This is a genomic window from Enterobacter sp. UCD-UG_FMILLET (assembly GCF_000762975.1).
In the GTDB taxonomy this organism is placed as follows: domain Bacteria; phylum Pseudomonadota; class Gammaproteobacteria; order Enterobacterales; family Enterobacteriaceae; genus Enterobacter; species Enterobacter dykesii.
The window spans coordinates 271,727-290,157 of the sequence record NZ_JRJC01000023.1; the positions used below are offsets into that span (position 1 = coordinate 271,727).

The 18,431-nt window shown below is 58.6% G+C and carries 18 protein-coding genes; 9 read left to right on the plus strand and 9 right to left on the minus strand.

All coding sequences use genetic code 11. The features are described 5' to 3' along the window. The first annotated feature begins 6 nt into the window (after positions 1-6). From LA04_RS11520 to yjiA, 4 genes are all read left to right on the plus strand, one after another. Positions 7-924, plus strand: coding sequence for a helix-turn-helix transcriptional regulator (locus LA04_RS11520; RefSeq protein WP_047651639.1), 918 nt, complete (start codon positions 7-9; stop codon positions 922-924). Between the two features lie 191 nt (positions 925-1,115). Beyond that, the gene (locus LA04_RS11525; RefSeq protein ID WP_023334384.1) at positions 1,116-3,269 is read left to right on the plus strand and encodes a carbon starvation CstA family protein; all 2,154 of its coding nucleotides are present in this window, start codon (positions 1,116-1,118) and stop codon (positions 3,267-3,269) included. A gap of 100 nt (positions 3,270-3,369) precedes the next feature. Then, the gene (locus LA04_RS11530) at positions 3,370-3,573 is read left to right on the plus strand and encodes a YbdD/YjiX family protein (RefSeq protein ID WP_003856610.1); all 204 of its coding nucleotides are present in this window, start codon (positions 3,370-3,372) and stop codon (positions 3,571-3,573) included. 10 nt (positions 3,574-3,583) lie between these two features. Then, positions 3,584-4,537, plus strand: coding sequence for a GTPase (gene yjiA / locus LA04_RS11535; protein ID WP_047651640.1), 954 nt, complete (start codon positions 3,584-3,586; stop codon positions 4,535-4,537). A 429-nt stretch (positions 4,538-4,966) separates the two neighbouring features. On the opposite strand, the gene LA04_RS11540 is transcribed toward yjiA, so the two are convergent. Continuing rightward, positions 4,967-6,325 carry an esterase-like activity of phytase family protein gene (locus LA04_RS11540; RefSeq protein WP_047651641.1) on the minus strand — a complete coding sequence of 453 codons (1,359 nt, stop codon included), beginning with the start codon at positions 6,323-6,325 and terminating at the stop codon, positions 4,967-4,969. 411 nt (positions 6,326-6,736) lie between these two features. On the opposite strand from LA04_RS11540, the gene LA04_RS11545 reads away from it, so the two are divergent. Beyond that, the gene (locus LA04_RS11545) at positions 6,737-7,282 is read left to right on the plus strand and encodes a YfaZ family outer membrane protein (RefSeq protein ID WP_047651642.1); all 546 of its coding nucleotides are present in this window, start codon (positions 6,737-6,739) and stop codon (positions 7,280-7,282) included. A 54-nt stretch (positions 7,283-7,336) separates the two neighbouring features. Here the strand turns inward: LA04_RS11545 and LA04_RS11550 are convergent, their stop codons facing one another. Beyond that, positions 7,337-8,707, minus strand: a complete 1,371-nt coding sequence (locus LA04_RS11550) for an NAD-dependent succinate-semialdehyde dehydrogenase (RefSeq protein WP_047651644.1) — start codon at positions 8,705-8,707, stop codon at positions 7,337-7,339. Between the two features lie 151 nt (positions 8,708-8,858). Between LA04_RS11550 and LA04_RS11555 the strand changes: the two genes are divergently transcribed. From LA04_RS11555 to LA04_RS11565, 3 genes are read left to right on the plus strand one after another with little or no spacing between them, the layout of a single operon-like run. Next, the gene (locus LA04_RS11555) at positions 8,859-9,602 is read left to right on the plus strand and encodes a helix-turn-helix transcriptional regulator (RefSeq protein WP_047651682.1); all 744 of its coding nucleotides are present in this window, start codon (positions 8,859-8,861) and stop codon (positions 9,600-9,602) included. 47 nt (positions 9,603-9,649) lie between these two features. Next, on the plus strand, positions 9,650-10,303 hold the full coding sequence (locus tag LA04_RS11560; RefSeq protein ID WP_047651645.1) for a LysE family translocator: 654 nt from the start codon (positions 9,650-9,652) through the stop codon (positions 10,301-10,303). Positions 10,304-10,306: 3 nt separating this feature from the next. Then, positions 10,307-11,578: a DUF445 domain-containing protein gene (locus LA04_RS11565; RefSeq protein ID WP_023310257.1), complete on the plus strand. Its 1,272-nt coding sequence runs from the start codon at positions 10,307-10,309 to the stop codon at positions 11,576-11,578. On the opposite strand, the gene LA04_RS11570 is transcribed toward LA04_RS11565, so the two are convergent. The 6 genes from LA04_RS11570 to LA04_RS11595 form a co-directional block, all read right to left on the minus strand. Continuing rightward, entirely contained in the window at positions 11,575-12,651 is a 1,077-nt protein-coding gene (locus tag LA04_RS11570) for a DUF2955 domain-containing protein (protein WP_047651646.1), read from the minus strand. The two genes, LA04_RS11565 and LA04_RS11570, sit on opposite strands and share 4 nt — an antisense overlap. Next, positions 12,641-13,708 carry an HlyD family secretion protein gene (locus tag LA04_RS11575; protein WP_152594367.1) on the minus strand — a complete coding sequence of 356 codons (1,068 nt, stop codon included), beginning with the start codon at positions 13,706-13,708 and terminating at the stop codon, positions 12,641-12,643. Before LA04_RS11575 ends, LA04_RS11570 begins: the two co-directional genes overlap by 11 nt. Further along, positions 13,705-14,175, minus strand: a complete 471-nt coding sequence (locus LA04_RS11580) for a MarR family winged helix-turn-helix transcriptional regulator (protein ID WP_047651649.1) — start codon at positions 14,173-14,175, stop codon at positions 13,705-13,707. Before LA04_RS11580 ends, LA04_RS11575 begins: the two co-directional genes overlap by 4 nt. Before the next feature lie 148 nt (positions 14,176-14,323). Then, positions 14,324-15,019 carry an ArsR/SmtB family transcription factor gene (locus LA04_RS11585; protein ID WP_047651651.1) on the minus strand — a complete coding sequence of 232 codons (696 nt, stop codon included), beginning with the start codon at positions 15,017-15,019 and terminating at the stop codon, positions 14,324-14,326. Positions 15,020-15,060: 41 nt separating this feature from the next. After that, positions 15,061-15,384 carry an antibiotic biosynthesis monooxygenase family protein gene (locus LA04_RS11590; RefSeq protein ID WP_033144543.1) on the minus strand — a complete coding sequence of 108 codons (324 nt, stop codon included), beginning with the start codon at positions 15,382-15,384 and terminating at the stop codon, positions 15,061-15,063. 75 nt (positions 15,385-15,459) lie between these two features. Further along, positions 15,460-16,875 (minus strand): aldehyde dehydrogenase family protein, encoded by a 1,416-nt coding sequence (locus LA04_RS11595; protein WP_047651652.1) that lies wholly within the window; start codon positions 16,873-16,875, stop codon positions 15,460-15,462. Between the two features lie 100 nt (positions 16,876-16,975). Here LA04_RS11595 and LA04_RS11600 point away from each other — a divergent pair, with 100 nt between their 5' ends. Then, entirely contained in the window at positions 16,976-17,878 is a 903-nt protein-coding gene (locus tag LA04_RS11600) for a LysR family transcriptional regulator (protein ID WP_047651653.1), read from the plus strand. Here LA04_RS11600 and LA04_RS11605 read toward each other — a convergent pair. Beyond that, a complete protein-coding gene (locus LA04_RS11605; protein WP_047651654.1) occupies positions 17,865-18,344 on the minus strand; it encodes a carboxymuconolactone decarboxylase family protein in 480 nt (159 codons plus the stop codon). The genes LA04_RS11600 and LA04_RS11605 overlap by 14 nt on opposite strands. Between the last annotated feature and the right edge of the window lie 87 nt (positions 18,345-18,431).

Consider the following 18,431-nt stretch of genomic DNA (forward strand, 5'->3'; position numbering starts at 1 on the left):
GACCTTATGGCAAAAACGACGCGGAGCCGCTCGGCTGAACGTCTGGTCGATATTCTCCTTGAGCTACATTTAAACGGTGTGGTAAACCGCAGTGCGCTAATGGAAAAATTTAAAATTACCGAGCGTACCGTCTACCGGGATTTAAATGCCCTCTCCCCCATTGTTGAACATACCGGTAACGGGCTATATCGGCTGATCCACTCCGCACAGTCGCCCGGCGGACAAGGCTTACATCACACCCTTGCTAACTTCCTGAATGCTGACAGCTTTTTCCCTGAAAGAAATACGGAATTCTGGCAGAAGCTTGAAACGCGCGTTGACGAAAACCATATTCTTATTCTTGGCAATGAGGCCGAACATACGCTAGAACGCGATATTCGCCGCCATTTAACGAAAATCGAGAAATCGATTAAAAACCATAATGTTTGTCAGATCGTTTATAAGGGTAAAACCCGTCTGATTAACCCCTATAAACTCATTAACAAAAAAAATATATGGTATTTACAAGCCACCGAAAATAGTCGCCTGAAATCCTTCTCATTGAGCCAGATTAGCTGGTTTGATATTCAGAAAACGACCTTCACGCCCGAAGAAAATGTTCGTAAGCTGCTGGAGAAAAGCCTTGATCCCTGGGTGTCCGAAGATACTTTCGCGGTGAAAATATTCATTAAAGATAATATTTCACATTACTTCCTGCGCCGCGATCTTCTGCCGGAACAGGAGCTGCTGGAGGAGCAGTTGGGCGGCGTCACGCTGCGCTGCCAGGCGGCGCACGAGAACCAGATCCTGCCGCTGCTGTTCTACTGGCTTCCCCATATTCAGGTTCTGGAACCGAAATGGCTAAAGGAAAAACTGATCGGAACGCTGGAGAGCTATCTGGCCGTGGAGCGCAACCCGAATAATCAAGTGATCTCAATCACATAATTTCGTCCCCTGGCGGCGAGCCGGAACCGCTCGTCGTCCCCTTTGACCGCTCACCCGGCACTTTCAACCACTCATTCATTTACCATCCTTTACACGCGCGAGGATCTGGCACGATCGCTCCAGCATTAATCAATACCTCCTCACAACGAACCCTGACCCTTTTTTCTTTACATAAAAAACCAGGTCTTACTATGGATACTAAAAAACTACTGAAGCACGTGCCCTGGGCCTTACTCGGGATCCTCGGCGCTTTTTGTCTGGCGGTTGTCGCATTACGCCGGGGCGAACACGTAAGCGCCCTGTGGATCGTGGTTGCGTCCGTTTCCGTCTATCTTGTGGCTTATCGCTACTACAGCTTGTACATCGCGCAGAAGGTCATGAAGCTCGACCCGACGCGCGCCACTCCGGCGGTCATTAACAATGACGGCCTGAACTACGTGCCAACCAACCGCTACGTGCTGTTTGGTCACCACTTTGCCGCGATCGCCGGTGCGGGCCCGCTGGTCGGCCCGGTACTGGCCGCGCAGATGGGCTACCTGCCGGGTACGCTCTGGCTGCTCGCCGGCGTGGTGCTGGCGGGTGCGGTGCAGGACTTTATGGTGCTGTTTATCTCTTCTCGCCGTAACGGCGCCTCTCTGGGCGAGATGGTCAAAGAAGAGATGGGCCGCGTGCCGGGGACTATCGCCCTGTTCGGCTGCTTCCTGATCATGATCATCATCCTCGCGGTGCTGGCGCTGATCGTGGTGAAAGCGCTGGCGGAAAGCCCGTGGGGTGTCTTCACCGTCTGCTCAACCGTGCCGATTGCGCTGTTCATGGGTATCTACATGCGCTTCCTGAGACCGGGACGCGTAGGTGAAGTGTCGGTGATTGGTATCGTGCTGCTGGTGGCCTCCATCTACTTCGGCGGCGTGATTGCGCACGACCCGTACTGGGGCCCGGCGCTGACCTTCAAGGACACCACCATTACCTTCGCGCTGATTGGCTATGCGTTTATCTCCGCGCTGCTGCCGGTCTGGCTGATTCTGGCCCCGCGTGACTACCTCGCGACCTTCCTGAAAATCGGCGTTATCGTCGGTCTGGCGATCGGTATCCTGGTGATTAACCCGGACCTGAAAATGCCTGCGGTAACCCAGTACATCGACGGTACCGGCCCGCTGTGGAAAGGCGCCCTGTTCCCGTTCCTGTTCATCACCATCGCCTGCGGTGCGGTCTCCGGCTTCCACGCCCTGATTGCCTCCGGTACCACGCCTAAGCTGCTGGCGAACGAGAAAGACGCGCGTCTGATCGGCTACGGCGCGATGCTGATGGAGTCCTTCGTGGCGATCATGGCGCTGGTTGCAGCCTCCATTATCGAACCGGGTCTCTACTTCGCGATGAACACCCCGCCTGCGGGCCTCGGCATTACCATGCCAAACCTGCACGAGATGGGCGGCGACAACGCGGCGCTGATTATGGCGCAGCTGAAGGACGCCAGCGCACACGCGGCGGCGACCGTCAGCTCCTGGGGCTTTGTGATTTCGCCAGAGCAGATTATGCAGACGGCGAAGGACATCGGCGAACCGTCCGTGCTGAACCGCGCCGGTGGCGCGCCGACGCTGGCCGTGGGTATCGCACACGTATTCCACAAGGTGCTGCCGTGGGCGGACATGGGCTTCTGGTACCACTTCGGTATTCTGTTCGAAGCGCTGTTCATCCTGACCGCGCTGGACGCCGGTACCCGTGCGGGCCGCTTTATGCTGCAGGACCTGCTCGGTAACTTCGTGCCGTTCCTGAAGAAAACCGACTCTCTGGTAGCGGGCATTCTGGGTACGGCGGGCTGCGTAGGCCTGTGGGGCTACCTGCTGTATCAGGGCGTTGTCGACCCGCTCGGCGGCGTGAAGAGCCTGTGGCCGCTGTTCGGTATCTCTAACCAGATGCTCGCAGCCGTTGCTCTGGTGCTCGGTACCGTGGTCCTCGTGAAGATGAAGCGCACCAAATACATCTGGGTAACCGTTGTTCCTGCGCTGTGGCTGCTGCTCTGCACTACCTGGGCGCTTGGCCTGAAGCTGTTCAGCGCCAACCCGCAGCTGGAAGGCTTCTTCTTCATGGCTAACCAGTACAAAGAGAAGATTGCCGCAGGCGGCGCGGATCTTACCGCGCAGCAGATTGCCAACATGAACCATATCGTGGTGAACAACTACACCAACGCGGGTCTGAGCATTCTGTTCCTGGTGGTGGTGTACAGCATCATCTTCTACGGCATCAAAACCTGGCTGAACGTGCGCAACGCCGACGGCCGTACGGATAAAGAAACTCCGTACGTGCCGGTGCCGGAAGGCGGCGTGAAGACCTCTTCACACCATTAATCCGCAATCCTCCCCCTCTCCCTTTGGGAGAGGGCTGGGGTGAGGGGAACACAAGCCCAGCGGACTCACATCGCCGGGCTTTTTCTGTCTGGAACCCACAATGTTTGGTAACTTAGGCGAAGCAAAAAAATACCTCGGTCAGGCGGCGAAAATGCTGATTGGCATTCCGGACTATGACAACTACGTTGAGCATATGAAGACCAACCATCCGGATAAGCCGTACATGACTTACACCGAATTCTTCCGCGAGCGGCAGGAAGCGCGCTACGGCGGAAGTGGAGAAGGCGGCGTCCGCTGCTGCTAAAGGAGAGACCATGACCCCGATTGCCGTTACCCTGCTGACCGGTTTCCTCGGCGCCGGTAAAACCACCCTGCTGCGCCACATCCTGAACGAACAGCACGGCTTCAAAATCGCCGTCATCGAAAACGAATTTGGCGAAGTCTCCGTAGACGATCAGCTGATCGGCGATCGCGCCACCCAGATCAAAACCCTGACCAACGGCTGCATCTGCTGCACCCGCTCTAACGAGCTGGAAGATGCCCTGCTGGACCTGCTCGACAGCCGCGACCGTGGCGAGATCGACTTCGACCGTCTGGTGATCGAGTGCACCGGCATGGCCGACCCCGGCCCGATTATTCAGACCTTTTTCTCTCACGAGATCCTCTGCCAGCGCTACCTGCTGGACGGCGTGATTGCCCTGGTGGATGCGGTCCACGCCGACGAACAGATGAACCAGTTCACCATCGCCCAGTCTCAGGTGGGCTACGCCGACCGCATTCTGCTGACCAAAACCGACGTGGCGGGTGACAGCGAAAAACTGCGCGAGCGCCTGACGCGCATCAACTCCCGCGCGCCGGTTTACACGGTGACGCATGGCGACATCGATCTGTCTCAGCTGTTCAACACCAATGGCTTTATGCTGGAAGAGAACGTCACCGCGAAACCGCGCTTCCACTTTATGGGAGACAAGCAAAACGACGTGGCGTCGATTGTGGTCGAGCTGGACTACCCGGTGGACATCGGCGAGGTTTCGCGGGTGATGGAAAACCTGCTGCTGTCGTTTGCCGACAAGCTGCTGCGCTACAAAGGAATGCTGTGGATCGACGGCGAGCCTAACCGCCTGCTGTTCCAGGGCGTGCAGCGCCTGTACAGCGCCGACTGGGACAGACCCTGGGGCGATGAAGCGCCGCGCAGCGTGATGGTGTTTATTGGTATCCAGCTGCCGGAAGAAGAAATACGGGCGGCGTTTGCAGGGCTGAAGAAATAACCTCTATGCATACCCTCTGCCCAGTAATTTATTAACCTGAAGCGATGAACGTTTATTCAGTTAAATTAATGACTTACAGCGACACCCTGGTCCGGCTGTAAATCGCCGAAGCGTTTCCGTAAGGCCGGGGCGAGGCGCAGGGATGCGCCGAGAGGGCCTGGCCTGCAGGGATGCAGGCTCATGCCCGACCCGATAGCCTGAAGGAATAAGCTGAGGGCACCGCGAAGCGGCGATTTACCGCCGGGAGCCCGGGTCGCCAGGGTGGTGGCGATTGAGCCACCCTGGCACGTTCACCGGTCATGCCGTTACAGAGTAGCAAGGAACATGAAGTGAACGAAATGACCACCAGAGCCGTATGTTCCCCCTCACCCCAGCCCTCTCCCTCAAGGGAGAGGGGGCGTCTGTGCAGGCATTATTTTGTGGGGATACTTATTTCACCGCTTCCGGCAGCGTCACAATCCACAGCTCGCTGTCCGACTCCGGCTTCTTCAGCGGCTTCACGCTGAGCGTGGTTTCAACCGGTTTATCATCCAGCGTCAGCTTGCCTTCCGCGTTCACCCGATAATCCTTGAGCTTCTTGCCCTCGACCGGGTTTTGCATCGCCACCTTCACGCCAAAGTCATTATCGTTCGCCACCGCAAGCGTTTTGCTGTCGATCAGCGCCAGCCCTTCGGCCTTCTCCTGCTGCCAGCCCAGCGCGCGCAGGTCGACAACCTGCGTTTTTGCAGCAAGCGTTATGCCCCGCTGAGCCAGGGTTTTCTCATCATCAAACTCCGGGTACTCGCCCGGCTTGTCGAAGGCGGTCAGGTCGCTCGCCTTGCTGAGGTCCACCTTGTAAATCAGGTTACGCATGCCGTCGTTTTTATCGCTTCCCTGCTCAATCAGCAGGATGTGCTGGTCATCGAGCGCCACGATGTCGCCAATTTTGGCGTCGCTGTTTTTGCTGTAGGCCGCGCTGTCGATAGGGTAACCGTACATCGCCGTTTTCCCGGTCGCCGGGTCGAAGCTCACCAGACGGGTAAACAGCGCCTGCTTTTTGCTCTTACCGTCGATATCCAGCGTGCTTTGCACGGCGGCGATAATCCGCCCGTCCGGCATGCGGGTCAGGCCTTCAAAGCCCCGATTCGCCTGGCGCCATTTGATAATGTTTGGCAGACCGCCCGCGATGGATTTCTCCCCTTCCGCGGCCTGCGGCCCGTGGATCGCCAGGATCTTCCCTTTGCTGTCGACGTTAATCAGGAACGGGCCATACTCGTCGCACAGCCAGTAGCCGCCTTTGCCGTCCGGGGTGATGCCTTCTGTGTCCAGGCCACGGTTGTCACCCTTCAGGATCTTGAGGGTGTCGCTGAACGCCACTTCATTGGTGGAACCAATCACGCCGCTTTGCAGCGGCAGACCGTTAATCTCGCCTTTATCATCATGCAGCGGGCGGGCATCAACAGCCTCCGCTTTGCCGTTCTGAACGCGGATGGTCATCAGCAGCGGCGCGAAATCTGGCGTGACAAATATTTTAGCTTCGTTTTTACCCATTTTTGGCGCATCGGCGTTTGGACCGCGATCGGTCACGGTCGCAAAGGTCAGGGCGTCGCCCTGCTTGCCGGTAAACAGCAGGCCGGAGCCAATGCCCACGGGGAGTCCATTCAGAAACGCGCTGGCAAACGCGCCGCTATAGCTCACGTGGGAACCTTCAGGGAAGCTGACGACATAGCGCTCAGCAGTAGGCTGCGCCGCCAGGCCAGAGAAAGAGAGCGCACAGCCGATTAGCACAGGAATAATTTTTCTTTTCATATTGTTAGCATCCAGTTAGTGAAGCCAACAACGTAAAGAATAAACGTGTCAGAAAAATGACATGGAAGGGACTCTGACCAACGCAGCGGCACGTATATCCCTCTTCAGAAATGTAAACTTACGTCTTTATCTATGACAACTGAAACATTTTTGGAAATTATTAGAAACTTAATTAATTCATCTCAAAGGGCTTTTTTCCCCTCGTTCAAACCTCGTTTAGCAAACTCTTTAAACTTTTACTAAACGCGAATTTAATTGCTATTGACGGTTCGCCAAACAAACAATTCAGTAACAGATAAAAACTAAATAACTAACAAAATCAGCATAAAACCACGACATGCATCACATTTGCAGTCATAAACATCACTTGTTAAGGTGCCCTCAGATTAATTTAATGACGAGGAAAAACTCATGAAAAAGCTTAACGTTCTCATCCTTTCCGCTCTGACCGCTGTCTCTGGCTCCGCACTGGCGATGGGTGGCAGCATTGAGCAGGGTAAAAACTTTACCAACCTGAATGTGGAAATGGGTAAATCGACCTCCGGTCTTTACACCGAAGGTAACTGGCTTAAAAACACAGATGACGGCACCCAGACCGGCGGCGTGGGCGCAGGCTACAACCTGGAAGTGGGCCCGGTCATGCTGAATGCAGGTGCGAAAGCGATCTACATCGGCCCGAAAAAAGGCGATAACGGCGTGGCGTTCCCAATCGGCGGCGGCGTGAACGTGGCACTGACCGACAGCATCAACGTCTTCGGTGAAGGTTACGTTGCGCCAGACGGCCTGAACAACAGCGTGAAAAACTACGTGGAAGCTAATGGCGGCGTAAGCTGGACCCCAATCAAACCGGTTACGCTGAAAGTGGGTTACCGCCACGTGAGCGTTGACGGCAAAGACGGTCGTCCAAACCACACGCTGATCGACGGCGCATACGTGGGCGGCGGCGTGAGCTTCTAAGCCGACGAACAAACAAAAAAACCTGCCAGATGGCAGGTTTTTTTGTCTCGGGTATTACTTGTGTACCACCACCAGCTTCTGGTTCACAAACTCTTTGATCCCCAGGTCCGACAGCTCGCGTCCGTAGCCCGATCGCTTAACGCCGCCGAACGGCAGCTCTGGCGCGGTATCGGTAAGCCAGTTGATATACACCATCCCGGTTTCAATCCGTGACGCCATTTTCTTCGCGCGCTCGATATTCTGACTAAATACCGCGCCGCCCAGGCCGTAGTGGGAGTCGTTCGCCAGCGCGACCGCCTCGTCGTCGCTTTTCACCACGTACATCTGCGCCACAGGGCCGAAAAACTCCTCGAAGTACGCCGGGTTATCGCGCGAGATATTCGTCAGGATCGTTGGTTCGAAGAAGCTCCCGTCGCGCTGAACCGGTTTGCCGCCATAGTGCAGCGTGGCACCGTTTTTCACCGCCTCGTTAACCTGTTTGGTTAGCGTTTCCAGAGCATCTTTAGACGACAAAGGCCCCAGCGTGGTGCTTTCCTCCAGCGGATCGCCAATCTTCACCTGCTTAAATGCCTCGGTGAATTTGCTCAGGAAGGCATCCGCAATCTTTTCATGCAGGATAAAGCGCTTCGCCGCGGTGCAGACCTGCCCGGCGTTGTTGAGCCGCGCGTTAACGCCAATTTTCACGGCCTTCTCAAGGTCTGCGTCATCCAGCACCACGAAGACGTCGTTACCGCCCAGCTCCAGCGTAGATTTCTTGATGTGCTTCGCCGCCTGCGCGGCCACCACGCTGCCCGCCTTTTCGGAGCCGGTTAATGCGGCGCCCTGCACGCGATCGTCGGCAATGATGTTCGCCACCTGCTCGGACGAGATAAACAGGTTGGTCCACGCCCCTTCCGGCGCGCCCGCCTCGCGCACCAGATGCGCGAAGGTTTCGGCGCAGTGCGGCACGATGCTGGCATGTTTGGCGATGACAGGGTTACCCGCCGCCAGGTTTGGCGCCAGAACGCGCATCAGCTGGTAATACGGGAAGTTCCACGGCTCGACGGCCATCAGCACGCCGATGGGGTGATGCTCAACCCACGCTTCCCCGAGCTCAGAGTCGTACTTCACCGGGGCCAGAAACTGCTTCGCATGATCGGCGTAGTAGCGTGCTATTTGTGCGCACAGCTTCACCTCGCCGCGGCTCTGTTCGATGAGTTTCCCCATCTCCCGGCTGGCGATTTTAGCCAGATCCTCGGTGCGCTCGTCGATCAGATCGGCAAGCTTATGGAGCACCGGCAGGCGCTGGCTGATGTCGCCTTTCGCCCACTCCGAATGGTAAAGCGCATCGGCCGCCCTGAGCGCCGCTTCGATATCCGCGTCGGTATGTGAGGGGTATTCTTTGATGAGCTGGTTAGTGGCAGGATTTACTGTCTGATAAGCCATGTCGAATCTCCTTGTTTTACCGCTTAGGGTATTAAGGGTAGTCAACATGACTGGCCGTGGGCGTAAAGTTGGGTATATCCGGAAGGTTCTTAATGAAGCGCTGCCGGACGGTTCGCTGACGTGGTATAAAAAACCTTCAGAAGGAGCGCCCATGACCGATACCCGACACGTCCGTCAGACATTTCACCGCGCCTCAGGCCTTGAGCTGCGCAGTACCTGGCAGAGTACGCAGGCGTACAAACGCCACAGTCACCCTCAGCTTTCCATCGGCGCGATTGTGGAGGGCCAGACCTGCTGCGTGTGTCATGACAGAGAGTACATCCTTAGCCCCGGGGACCTCATCGTGATCCCGGCCTGCGCGCCGCACAGCTGTAACCCCGTCGCCGGGCAACCGCGCAGCTACCATATGCTCTACATCGACACCAGGCTTCCGCTGGCGCTACAGGTTATTCGTAGCCCAACCCTGTTTGCCCATTACCTGGACGTTGTTGAGAGCCTGTCTCCGGCGTCACTGGAGATGCTGCTTTCTGCCCTTCCCCGCGCCGCGGATAACGCTGACGCGCTTCGCGCAACCAGCCAGCAGATTCAGCAGGCGTTTCTTTCCGATCTCACCTGCCCGCCTTCCCTCGACGAGCTTGCTCAACGCTTCTCGCTGCGCAAGGAGACGCTGATTCGCACCTTCCGGCAGGACACCGGCCTGACGCCGGGCAGCTTTCTCAACATCTCCCGCGTGGAGTTCGCCAAAGCGCGGTTGCGCGCCGGGGATGATATTGCCGACGTTGGCTACCAGAGCGGTTTTGCCGACCAGAGCCATTTTCATAAGACCTTCGTCAGCTATACCGCCGCCACGCCGCGCCAGTACGCCACCGGCCGATCAATATCTGACAATAAATAGGTTCTGCAGCGCTGTAGCCTGACCTCGGATTATTAACCGAGGTCGCTATGGAACTGTTATTCCCTTCCGCTTTTCTCGCGCTGGCGCTGGCGCATTTTGTCGCCCTGTTAAGCCCGGGCCCGGATTTCTTCCAGCTGGTGGGCTACGCCGCGCGCTACCGACTGCGCGGCAGCGCCGGATTGTGCGTCGGCATCGCCGCGGGCAACGGGCTGTATATCTTACTGGTGATTATCGGCTGGAGCGCGCTGCGCCAGTTTACGTGGCTGTTTACGCTGATCGAGATTTGCGGGGCGCTGTACCTACTGTGGATCGGATCGCATCTGATTCGCAGCCGCCAGCAGGCGCTGGCGCTAAATGAAACCCATCAGCGCTGCCCTTCGCTGCGCAAGCAGATCCTGCTGGGGCTCGGTTCGGCGCTGCTAAACCCGAAGAACGCGCTGTTCTATCTGGCGCTGATGACTGCGCTACTGGGGCCGGACGTCACGCTGCTTGAGCAGGCGACCTGCGGCATCTGGATGGTGATGGTGGTGCTGGCGTGGGATTTAGCGCTGGTGTCGCTGTTGGGGCTGCCCGTGGTTCAACAGAAGCTCAGCCGTTCGCTGTGGCTGATTGAGCGCACTGCGGGAGTGGTGCTGATGGGGTTTGGCGGGTGGGTGCTGTGTCGGTTTTTGCACTTTCCCCCCGCTTGCCTCTATCCTTAACCCATGGAAAAAATAGCTGAACTCAAACGCGCCAAGATGCTGGCGCTGTCGCTGCTGCTGGTTGCCGCCGCGGCCTTTATCACCACCCTGTTCCTGCCGCAGACCTTCTGGGTGCGCGGCGTAAAGGCCATTGCCGAGGCGGCGATGGTCGGCGCGCTGGCAGACTGGTTTGCCGTGGTTGCGCTTTTCCGCCGGGTGCCCATTCCGTTTATCTCGCGCCATACGGCGATTATCCCGCGCAATAAAGACAGAATTGGCGACAATCTCGGCCAGTTTGTGCAGGAGAAGTTTCTGGATACCCAGTCGCTGGTTGCATTGATTCGCCGCTATGAACCTGCGCAGATGATCGGCGCCTGGTTCAGCAAACCGGACAACGCCCAGCGCGTCGGGCTGCACTTGATGCAGGTAATGAGCGGTTTTCTCGAACTCACCGACGACGGACGCATTCAGCGCCTGCTCAAACGGGCAGTGCATAAGGCCATCGACAAGGTCGACTTCACCGAAACCAGCGCCGTGATGCTGGAGAGCATGACCAAAAACAACCGCCACCAGGTGCTGCTGGATGCGATCATCAACCGCCTGATTACCCTGATTCAGCGGGAAAGCACGCGGGACTTTATCGCCGACCAGATCGTCCACTGGCTCAAGACCGAGCATCCGCGCAAGGCGATGGTGCTGCCCACCGAGTGGCTGGGCGATCAAAGCGCGGAGATGGTATCGAACGCGGTGAACACGCTGCTGGACGATATCAGCCACGACCGCACGCACCAGATCCGCCAGGCGTTTGACCGCGCCACGCTGAAGCTTATCGACAACCTGAAAAACGATCCGGAGATGGCGGCGAAAGCCGACAACATCAAGCACTACCTGAAAAACGATGAGGCGTTTAACCGCTATCTGGGCGAGATGTGGGCCGACCTGCGCCAGTGGCTGAAGGCGGATATGCAGAGTGAAGATTCGCGCGTGAAGCAGCGCATCGCCAACGCCGGGCTGTGGTTTGGCGAAACGCTGTCTAACGACGCCAGCCTGCGGGCCTCGCTGAACGAGCATCTGGAGCAGGCCGCGCACCGCCTCGCGCCGGATTTCGCCGCGTTCCTGACCCGCCACATCAGCGACACGGTCAAAAGCTGGGATGCCAAAGACATGTCCCGCCAGATTGAGCTCAATATCGGTAAAGATCTGCAGTTCATCCGCGTCAACGGCACGCTGGTGGGCGGAACGATTGGCCTGATTCTGTTTTTACTCTCGCAGCTGCCTGCCGTGCTGGGGCATTAATCCGCCCTGGGCGGCGCGATGACGTAGCGCGTCGCCTCGAAGCGGTTGAGGATCAGGTGCACCAGAAAGACCATCGTCAGCGTCGCCACCAGCGAAAAGGTGACGGAGGTGATGCGATAGAGATCGCTGAACACCAGGTCAGTGTCCGGGTGCATGTTCTGCCCGAACATAATGCCGATGGTGGTGATGCTGGAGAACCCCACGCCCGCGCCCACCTTTTCCATCACGTGCAGGCGCGCGCCAAACGCCAGCCCGAGGCCGATCAGCGGCATCATCAGCAGCATATGGCTGCTGTGATCGTAGAGGATCAGCTGCACCACCAGAATGTAGAGACAGCCCAGCACCACGCCGACCACGCGCCAGATCGAGCTCATCACCGAACCGCGGTAGTGCATGGGGAACAGAATCAAAATCCCCGCCATCAGCGCCGAAAGCGAATCGCTTAGGTCGCTAATCTGAAACACCACGAATATCAGCGTCGCGACGGTGCCGGAGAGCAGCGACTCGTGGCGCACCCGCGCATCGTCTTTCTCAATCAGCGGCGGCGGCCTGCGGGGCTCCACGTCCGGCAGGAGATAGTTCATCAGCGCGCTCAGGCACACCGCCATCACGCTCGCTTCGATGTTGGAAAACAGCAGCGTGTGCCAGTTGGTCGTGGGGTAGCTCATAAAATTGAGCATCACGCTCTGGCACACCACGCCCATTGAGCCAAACAGGAACAGCGGCCCTTTGCTCATAAAGCGAAAGCGCATCACGTACAGGGCAAACACCACCAGCGTCATGATGACCGGCCATTGCGACAGATAGCCGATGATGAAAATCATTTCGACGCAGTTTAGCGCGGCGCTGAAGATAAACTGCTTCGCCACGTGGCGGTTAAACACCGGTACCAGCGACAGCAGCATGATCGGATAGACCACAAAAAACACGCCGTAGCTGGTGTTGTAGAAGCTGGAGATGCTCAGCGCAATCATCCCGGCAAAGACGATGCGCAGGGTCTGGCGAAAGTCGTTTGCCGTATAGACGATGTTGCCGTGCGGGGTAAACACCCGCGCCAGGGTGCTAATAGACATAGTGAAGCAGGCTCACCAGGTGGATCTGCATCCCCGAGAAGAAGCGCGCAAACGGCCCTTCGCTGTTGTAGAGCTGCACGGTAGCGCGCGCGCCGGTCGGCAGATGCTTCGGCAGCGGCTCATCCAGCGTCACGTGAATGCGCATGCGCTGGGCGTCACGTACCCAGCGGTTGGAGGTTTCCGGCTCGGACAGCTGGCCGTTCACGGCCTCCTGACCCGCCAGTATCCCCGCGTCGCTGCTGGTCACGTGGGCGCGGAAAACGTGCCCCGGGAAGGCGTCAAACACCACGGCCGCATCGGTGCCCTGATGGGTATGGCGCAGGCTTTTTTCTCGAAAATCGGCCACGATATCGGTCTGGTTGTTCACCAGCGCCAGCGCGGCGGAACCGGAAGAAGCGTAGAAGCCGGGGCTCAACTGCAGGTTGCTGACCGTGCCGTCCGCCTGGGCGTAAACCTTCGTCCAGCCAAGGTTAAGCTCTGCCTCATCCAGCGCGTTGCGGTATTTTTGCAGCGTCACGTTGCGGTGCTCGTCCCGCTCGCCGCGCTGGATGTGCAGGTTCTGGATGTTGGCCTGAATTGAGCTGACGGACTGTTCACTGCTCTGCCAGGTCGTGCGCACCTTATCCAGATCGGCCTGCGAGACGTTCTGCAGCGTGCTCAGTTTCTGGTAGCGGTCAAAGGTCACTTTGTCGTTACGCGCGGTCAGCACGGCGGTTTTCAGGCTGGCCTGCGCGGCGGCGATCTGCGCGTCCAGCTGTTCATTGGACAAGCGTGCCTGCTCGAGCGCGATTTGCGCCGCTTCCACCTTATTGCGAAACGGCGTGTCGTCGAGCTCAAACAGCAGATCGCCTTTCTTCACCTGGCTGTTGTTGTGGACATGTACCGCCGCCACGTAGCCGGAGACGCGCGGAGAAACCGGCGTCACCACGCGCATCACGGTGGAGTCCGGCGTCAGCGGGATCCAGATATCCGCGACGATAAAATAGACAAACATCAGCAGGAAAGAGGCAATACTCACCCTTACCCAGCTGGCAAACTTTTGTTCAGGGGTCATTATTTTTCGGTCTTGTTATCTTCTTCGCGGATTGTCCGCAAATTGCAGGCGAATTGATTCAGGGTGGCGCTGAAAATGTCGATATGTTCCGGCGCGATGTTTTGCGATACGCGCGCCTGATAGGTCTCAATCACCTGAGTGAGCCGTTTTAATATGGCTTTTCCCTCAGGCGTCAGCGTCAGAAGCCGGATGCGCTTGTCATAAGGCGATACGGCGCGCAGCAGGTATCCCTGCTTTTCCAGCTGTGTCAGGGTGCGCATCAGCGGCGGCAGTTCAATGCCCTGCACCTCCGCCAGCTCACTCATCGAGACGTTATCCCCGAGCTGATGAAGCTGCATCATCACCGTCCAGCTCGACTGGGTTAACCCGGTATCGAGAATGGCGTCGTCGATCACCGCACGCCACTGGCGCACGATCATCGCCATCCGCATGCCCATCGGCCTGCGGCTAAACAGCTCTTCTTCGCTCATAGGGAAACCTCTCGTCACACGCGTGTCACAATAATAGTTATCAGGATAACTATCAAGAAACGAGAGGCGAAAGAGCAGGAATTGCGAAACGATGTCTCCCTCTTCCCGTGGGAGAGGGGCGGAGTGAGGGCACCAGTCCGCAGCGAATTTAACGGCTAAAAAGTCTCTTAACAGCGGCCCTTCCTGAAGCCGTCACCACCACCTCCCTGTACCCCGCTACCCGCTGGATCCAGCCTTTATTTTCAAGATGGTCGAGCAGCGCCGCGCCCGCCTCACCGCCAAGGTGAAACCGCCGTTCGCTCCAGTCCAGGCAGGCGCAGCTGGCCTTCCGGCGCGGATGAGCGCTTAACGAAATGCCGAGCTTCAGGAACTGCTCGCGGCCATACAGCGTGAGCGCTGAACCGTCAGCCTCCAGCCAGCCTTCCGCCTGCATGAAATCATAGATTTGCACCGCAATCCTTCCGGCAAGATGGTCGTAGCAGGTTCGGGCCTCGCGCATGGCTTTCGGCGCGGTAGTTTCCGGCGGGGTGATGCGGCTCCAGGAAAGCCCCATCATCTGCTCCACCAGCTCCGCCACGTCGTGCCCCGCCAGACGATAATAGCGGTGCCGTCCCTGCGAAAGACAGGCGATCAGTTGCCCCTCCACCAGCCGGGCGAGATGACCACTGGCGGTCGACGGCGCAACGTCTGCCGCCGCGCTCAGCTCGGTGGCGGTCCACGCCCGCCCGTCCATCAGCGCGCACAGCATCTTTACGCGCGACGGATCGGCCATTGCAGCAGCTACCGCGGCAATGGCCTGTTCCAGCGCCGCGCCGTTCTCAGGAGGTAGGCTCGTTTTTAACATGTGTCGCCCAGGGTTCGGTGATCTCTGCGGCCAGCTTATCATCATACATCTGCGTGCCCTCCGGTTTCGGAACTGTACTCCCGCACCAGCTGCGCCACCCGAATACGGTAGTACGCGAAAATCGACTCCCGCCCTTCGGCCTGCGCTGCCTGATGGAAAACGTTCTGCTTCCAGCGGCGGACGGCCTCTTCATCCCGCCACCAGGAAAGCGACAGGATTTTGCCGTCGGTCGTCAGGCTCTGGAACCGTTCGATATCAATAAAGCCGTCGATGTCCGCCAGCAAAGGTTTGAGTTCGGCAGCGAGCTGCAGATAGCGCGCCTGATGGGCTGGCGCGGCTTTGGCTTCGAAAATGACTGCAATCATGATGGTCTCTCCGTAGTAATGTTGAGGAGAGAATGCAGGATGGATAAGCACAATGCTTCGGTAAAGAGCGAAGTTTTAGCCCACAATCGACCTCGGCTCCATAAACGCCCGAATCCCCCACTCGCCCATCTCGCGCCCCACGCCGGAGTGCTTGAACCCGCCGAACGGCGCTTTCGGTTCATGGGCAAGCGTGTTCACCAGCACGCGACCGGAAACAATCTGCTGCGCCACGCGTCGCGCGCGGTCCACATCGCCGCCCAGCACCATCGCGCTCAGGCCGTAGTCGGTGTCGTTGGCAATGGCGATCGCCTCCGCCTCGTCACGATAAGGGATCACGCACAGCACCGGGCCGAAAATCTCGTCACGGGCGACCGTCATCCGGTTGTTCACATCGGCAAACAGCGTAGGGCGCACAAACCAGCCGTCCTGCGTGCCTTCCGGCCGCCCTTCGCCGCCCGCCAGCAGGCGTGCTCCCTCTTCGATCCCTTTGCGGATATAGCCCTGCACCCGCTGCCACTGCTTCTCGCTGACCATCGGGCCGACGTCCGTCGCGCTATCGCGCGGATCGCCGGATTTCACCACCGCCACGGCCTGCGCCAGCGCGGTTTCGATCTCCGCCTTGCGCGCCTGCGGCACCAGAATGCGCGTTCCGGCCACGCACGCCTGCCCGCTGTTCATAAATCCGGCCTGAATCACCAGAGGGATCGCCTGCGCCAGATCCACATCATCCAGCAGGATCGTCGGCGATTTACCGCCTAACTCCAGGGTCACGCGCTTAAAGCTCTCCGCCGCGTTGCGCAGGATCGCCTTGCCGGTATTCGTCGAGCCGGTAAACGAGATTTTTGCCACATCCGGATGGCGGCTGATGGTTTCACCGACGGTTTCGCCGCGCCCGGTGACGATGTTAAACACACCCGGCGGCAGCGCGGCATCGCGCAGCGCTTCGGTGATAATCCGGGTTTGCAGGGCGCTCATTTCGCTCGGCTTGATGACTGCCGTACAGCCCGCCGCCAGCGCGGCCGCCAGCTTGCCGCAGATAAACCCCGCGTCGCTGTTCCACGGCGTGATAAGTCCGGCCACGCCAAGCGGCGTCATCTGCACCGTCGCTGCGCCTGCGGGGATGACGAACTCAAACGCCTCCAGCGCCTCAATGGCCTGAGCAATCACCTCCGCCGGATAGCTGGCCATCCACGCCGAGCGCGAGGCGGGCGCGCCGTACTCTTCAACGATCGCTTCAAGCAGATCGTCGTGGCGTGCGGCTACGGCGGCGTGCATACGTTTTATCGCCGCGATGCGTTCCTGCTTTGTGGTCTGCGACCACGCCGGAAACGCCGCTTTCGCCGCCGCAACGGCGCGCGCCGCGTCAACTTCATCCGCCAGACGAACCTGGCCGATGACCCGCGCCGTCGCCGGGTTGTACAAATCAAACCACTCGGTGCCGTGCGGGGTAACAAATTCGCCGTTAATAAAGATCTGTTCGATGGTGTGCATATAAACCTCCTCAGGCTGTGTGAGCACAGTCTGGCACGGCTTCTCCGTTGCGATAATCCACGCTATGCTGCAAGGGTTGTTTCGATTTTCAGGATAATCTATGCATCGTTCAGGTCTGACAGAACTGGAAGTGGTGATGGCCGTCGTGCGGCGCGGCAGCTTTCGCGGCGCGGCGCAGGAGCTGGGCATGTCCGCCACGGCGGTCAGCAACGCCATCGCCGGGCTGGAGAGCCGCCTTGATACCCGACTCTTTAACCGCACCACCCGCAGCGTGGCGCTCACCGACGCCGGACAGCGCTACGTGGCGCGTATCGGCCCGGCCCTGCAGGAGATCCGTCTCGCCAGCGAAGAGATCCACAGCGACACCGGGGAACCCGCCGGCACGCTGCGTCTGAACGTGCCGAACCATATCGGCACCCTGTTTCTGGACCAGCTGCTGATCGACTTTATGATCCTCTATCCGAAGATGCGCGTAGAGACCGTCAGCGAAGCGCGGATGATCGACATTGTCGCGGAAGGCTACGACGCGGGGATCCGCCTTGAGGAGTCCGTGCCGCAGGACATGATCGCCGTGCCTCTGACCGGGGAGATCCGCCAGCTGGTCACCGCCACGCCGGACTATTTTGCCCGTCACGGTATTCCGCAAACGCCGGACGATCTGCTGCAGCATCAGGGGATCGGCATGCGCATGGCCCACGGTGGGATCTACCGCTGGGAGCTGGCGCGTCGGGGTGAAACGTATGCCCTTGCCGTGCCGCCGCGCTTTGCGACGTCCGATCTGTTTGCCTCGATCCGTGCGGTAAAAGCGGGATTAGGGGTGGGATTTTTGCCGGAACTGTATATCCGGGATGAGCTTGAGCGTGGAGAACTGGTGAGCGTCCTGAACGACTGGGCGCAGCCCTTTGCCGGACTGCGCCTGTACTACCCTGGCCATCGCCACGTTCCGCCAGGGCTACGGGCGCTGGTGGCAACGATCCGCGAGCGCGGGATTATTCCAGGTTAGCCTTGTTTAACCCATAAGCCGCGTCCAGCGAGCCCGGCGCCATGCGGGAGGTGATCCCCAGACGGTTCCAGGCGTTGATCGCCACGATAGCGAAGTTCAGCTCTGAAATCTCCACGTCCGAGAAGTGTTCCGCCACGCTGCGGTACAGCGCGTCGCTAACCCCGTGAACGCCAATCTGGGTCAGCGCTTCGGTGAAGGCCAGCGCGGCTTTCTCGCGGGCACTGAACAGGGGGGACTCGCGCCAGGCCGCCAGATGGTACAGGCGCAGCTCGCGCTCGCCGGCAATTTTGGCCTCTTTCGAGTGCATATCCAGGCAGAAGGTGCAGCCGTTCAGCTGCGATACGCGCATGTCGATCAGGTGCTTCAGCGCCGGATCGATGGAGGTTTTTGCCACCTCCATGCTCAGGGCAGACAGCGCGTTGGCGAGGGCGGGTGTGACTTTATGGTGGTTAACGCGAGTGCTCATTGTCTTTCCTCTTTTTTGTGCGGCATATGTCATGCGATGCGGCAAATCTACGCCGTTCATGACATAGTAAAAAGATACAAAAAGCGT

Bases quoted from the DNA above. Each gene is read 5' to 3' on its own strand.
- LA04_RS11520 (WP_047651639.1), top strand. From the start codon at position 7: ATGGCAAAAACGACGCGGAGCCGCTCGGCTGAACGTCTGGTCGATATT.
- LA04_RS11525 (WP_023334384.1), top strand. From the start codon at position 1,116: ATGGATACTAAAAAACTACTGAAGCACGTGCCCTGGGCCTTACTCGGG.
- LA04_RS11530 (WP_003856610.1), top strand. From the start codon at position 3,370: ATGTTTGGTAACTTAGGCGAAGCAAAAAAATACCTCGGTCAGGCGGCG.
- yjiA (WP_047651640.1), top strand. From the start codon at position 3,584: ATGACCCCGATTGCCGTTACCCTGCTGACCGGTTTCCTCGGCGCCGGT.
- LA04_RS11540 (WP_047651641.1), bottom strand. From the start codon at position 6,325: ATGAAAAGAAAAATTATTCCTGTGCTAATCGGCTGTGCGCTCTCTTTC.
- LA04_RS11545 (WP_047651642.1), top strand. From the start codon at position 6,737: ATGAAAAAGCTTAACGTTCTCATCCTTTCCGCTCTGACCGCTGTCTCT.
- LA04_RS11550 (WP_047651644.1), bottom strand. From the start codon at position 8,707: ATGGCTTATCAGACAGTAAATCCTGCCACTAACCAGCTCATCAAAGAA.
- LA04_RS11555 (WP_047651682.1), top strand. From the start codon at position 8,859: ATGACCGATACCCGACACGTCCGTCAGACATTTCACCGCGCCTCAGGC.
- LA04_RS11560 (WP_047651645.1), top strand. From the start codon at position 9,650: ATGGAACTGTTATTCCCTTCCGCTTTTCTCGCGCTGGCGCTGGCGCAT.
- LA04_RS11565 (WP_023310257.1), top strand. From the start codon at position 10,307: ATGGAAAAAATAGCTGAACTCAAACGCGCCAAGATGCTGGCGCTGTCG.
- LA04_RS11570 (WP_047651646.1), bottom strand. From the start codon at position 12,651: ATGTCTATTAGCACCCTGGCGCGGGTGTTTACCCCGCACGGCAACATC.
- LA04_RS11580 (WP_047651649.1), bottom strand. From the start codon at position 14,175: ATGAGCGAAGAAGAGCTGTTTAGCCGCAGGCCGATGGGCATGCGGATG.
- LA04_RS11585 (WP_047651651.1), bottom strand. From the start codon at position 15,019: ATGTTAAAAACGAGCCTACCTCCTGAGAACGGCGCGGCGCTGGAACAG.
- LA04_RS11590 (WP_033144543.1), bottom strand. From the start codon at position 15,384: ATGATTGCAGTCATTTTCGAAGCCAAAGCCGCGCCAGCCCATCAGGCG.
- LA04_RS11595 (WP_047651652.1), bottom strand. From the start codon at position 16,875: ATGCACACCATCGAACAGATCTTTATTAACGGCGAATTTGTTACCCCG.
- LA04_RS11600 (WP_047651653.1), top strand. From the start codon at position 16,976: ATGCATCGTTCAGGTCTGACAGAACTGGAAGTGGTGATGGCCGTCGTG.
- LA04_RS11605 (WP_047651654.1), bottom strand. From the start codon at position 18,344: ATGAGCACTCGCGTTAACCACCATAAAGTCACACCCGCCCTCGCCAAC.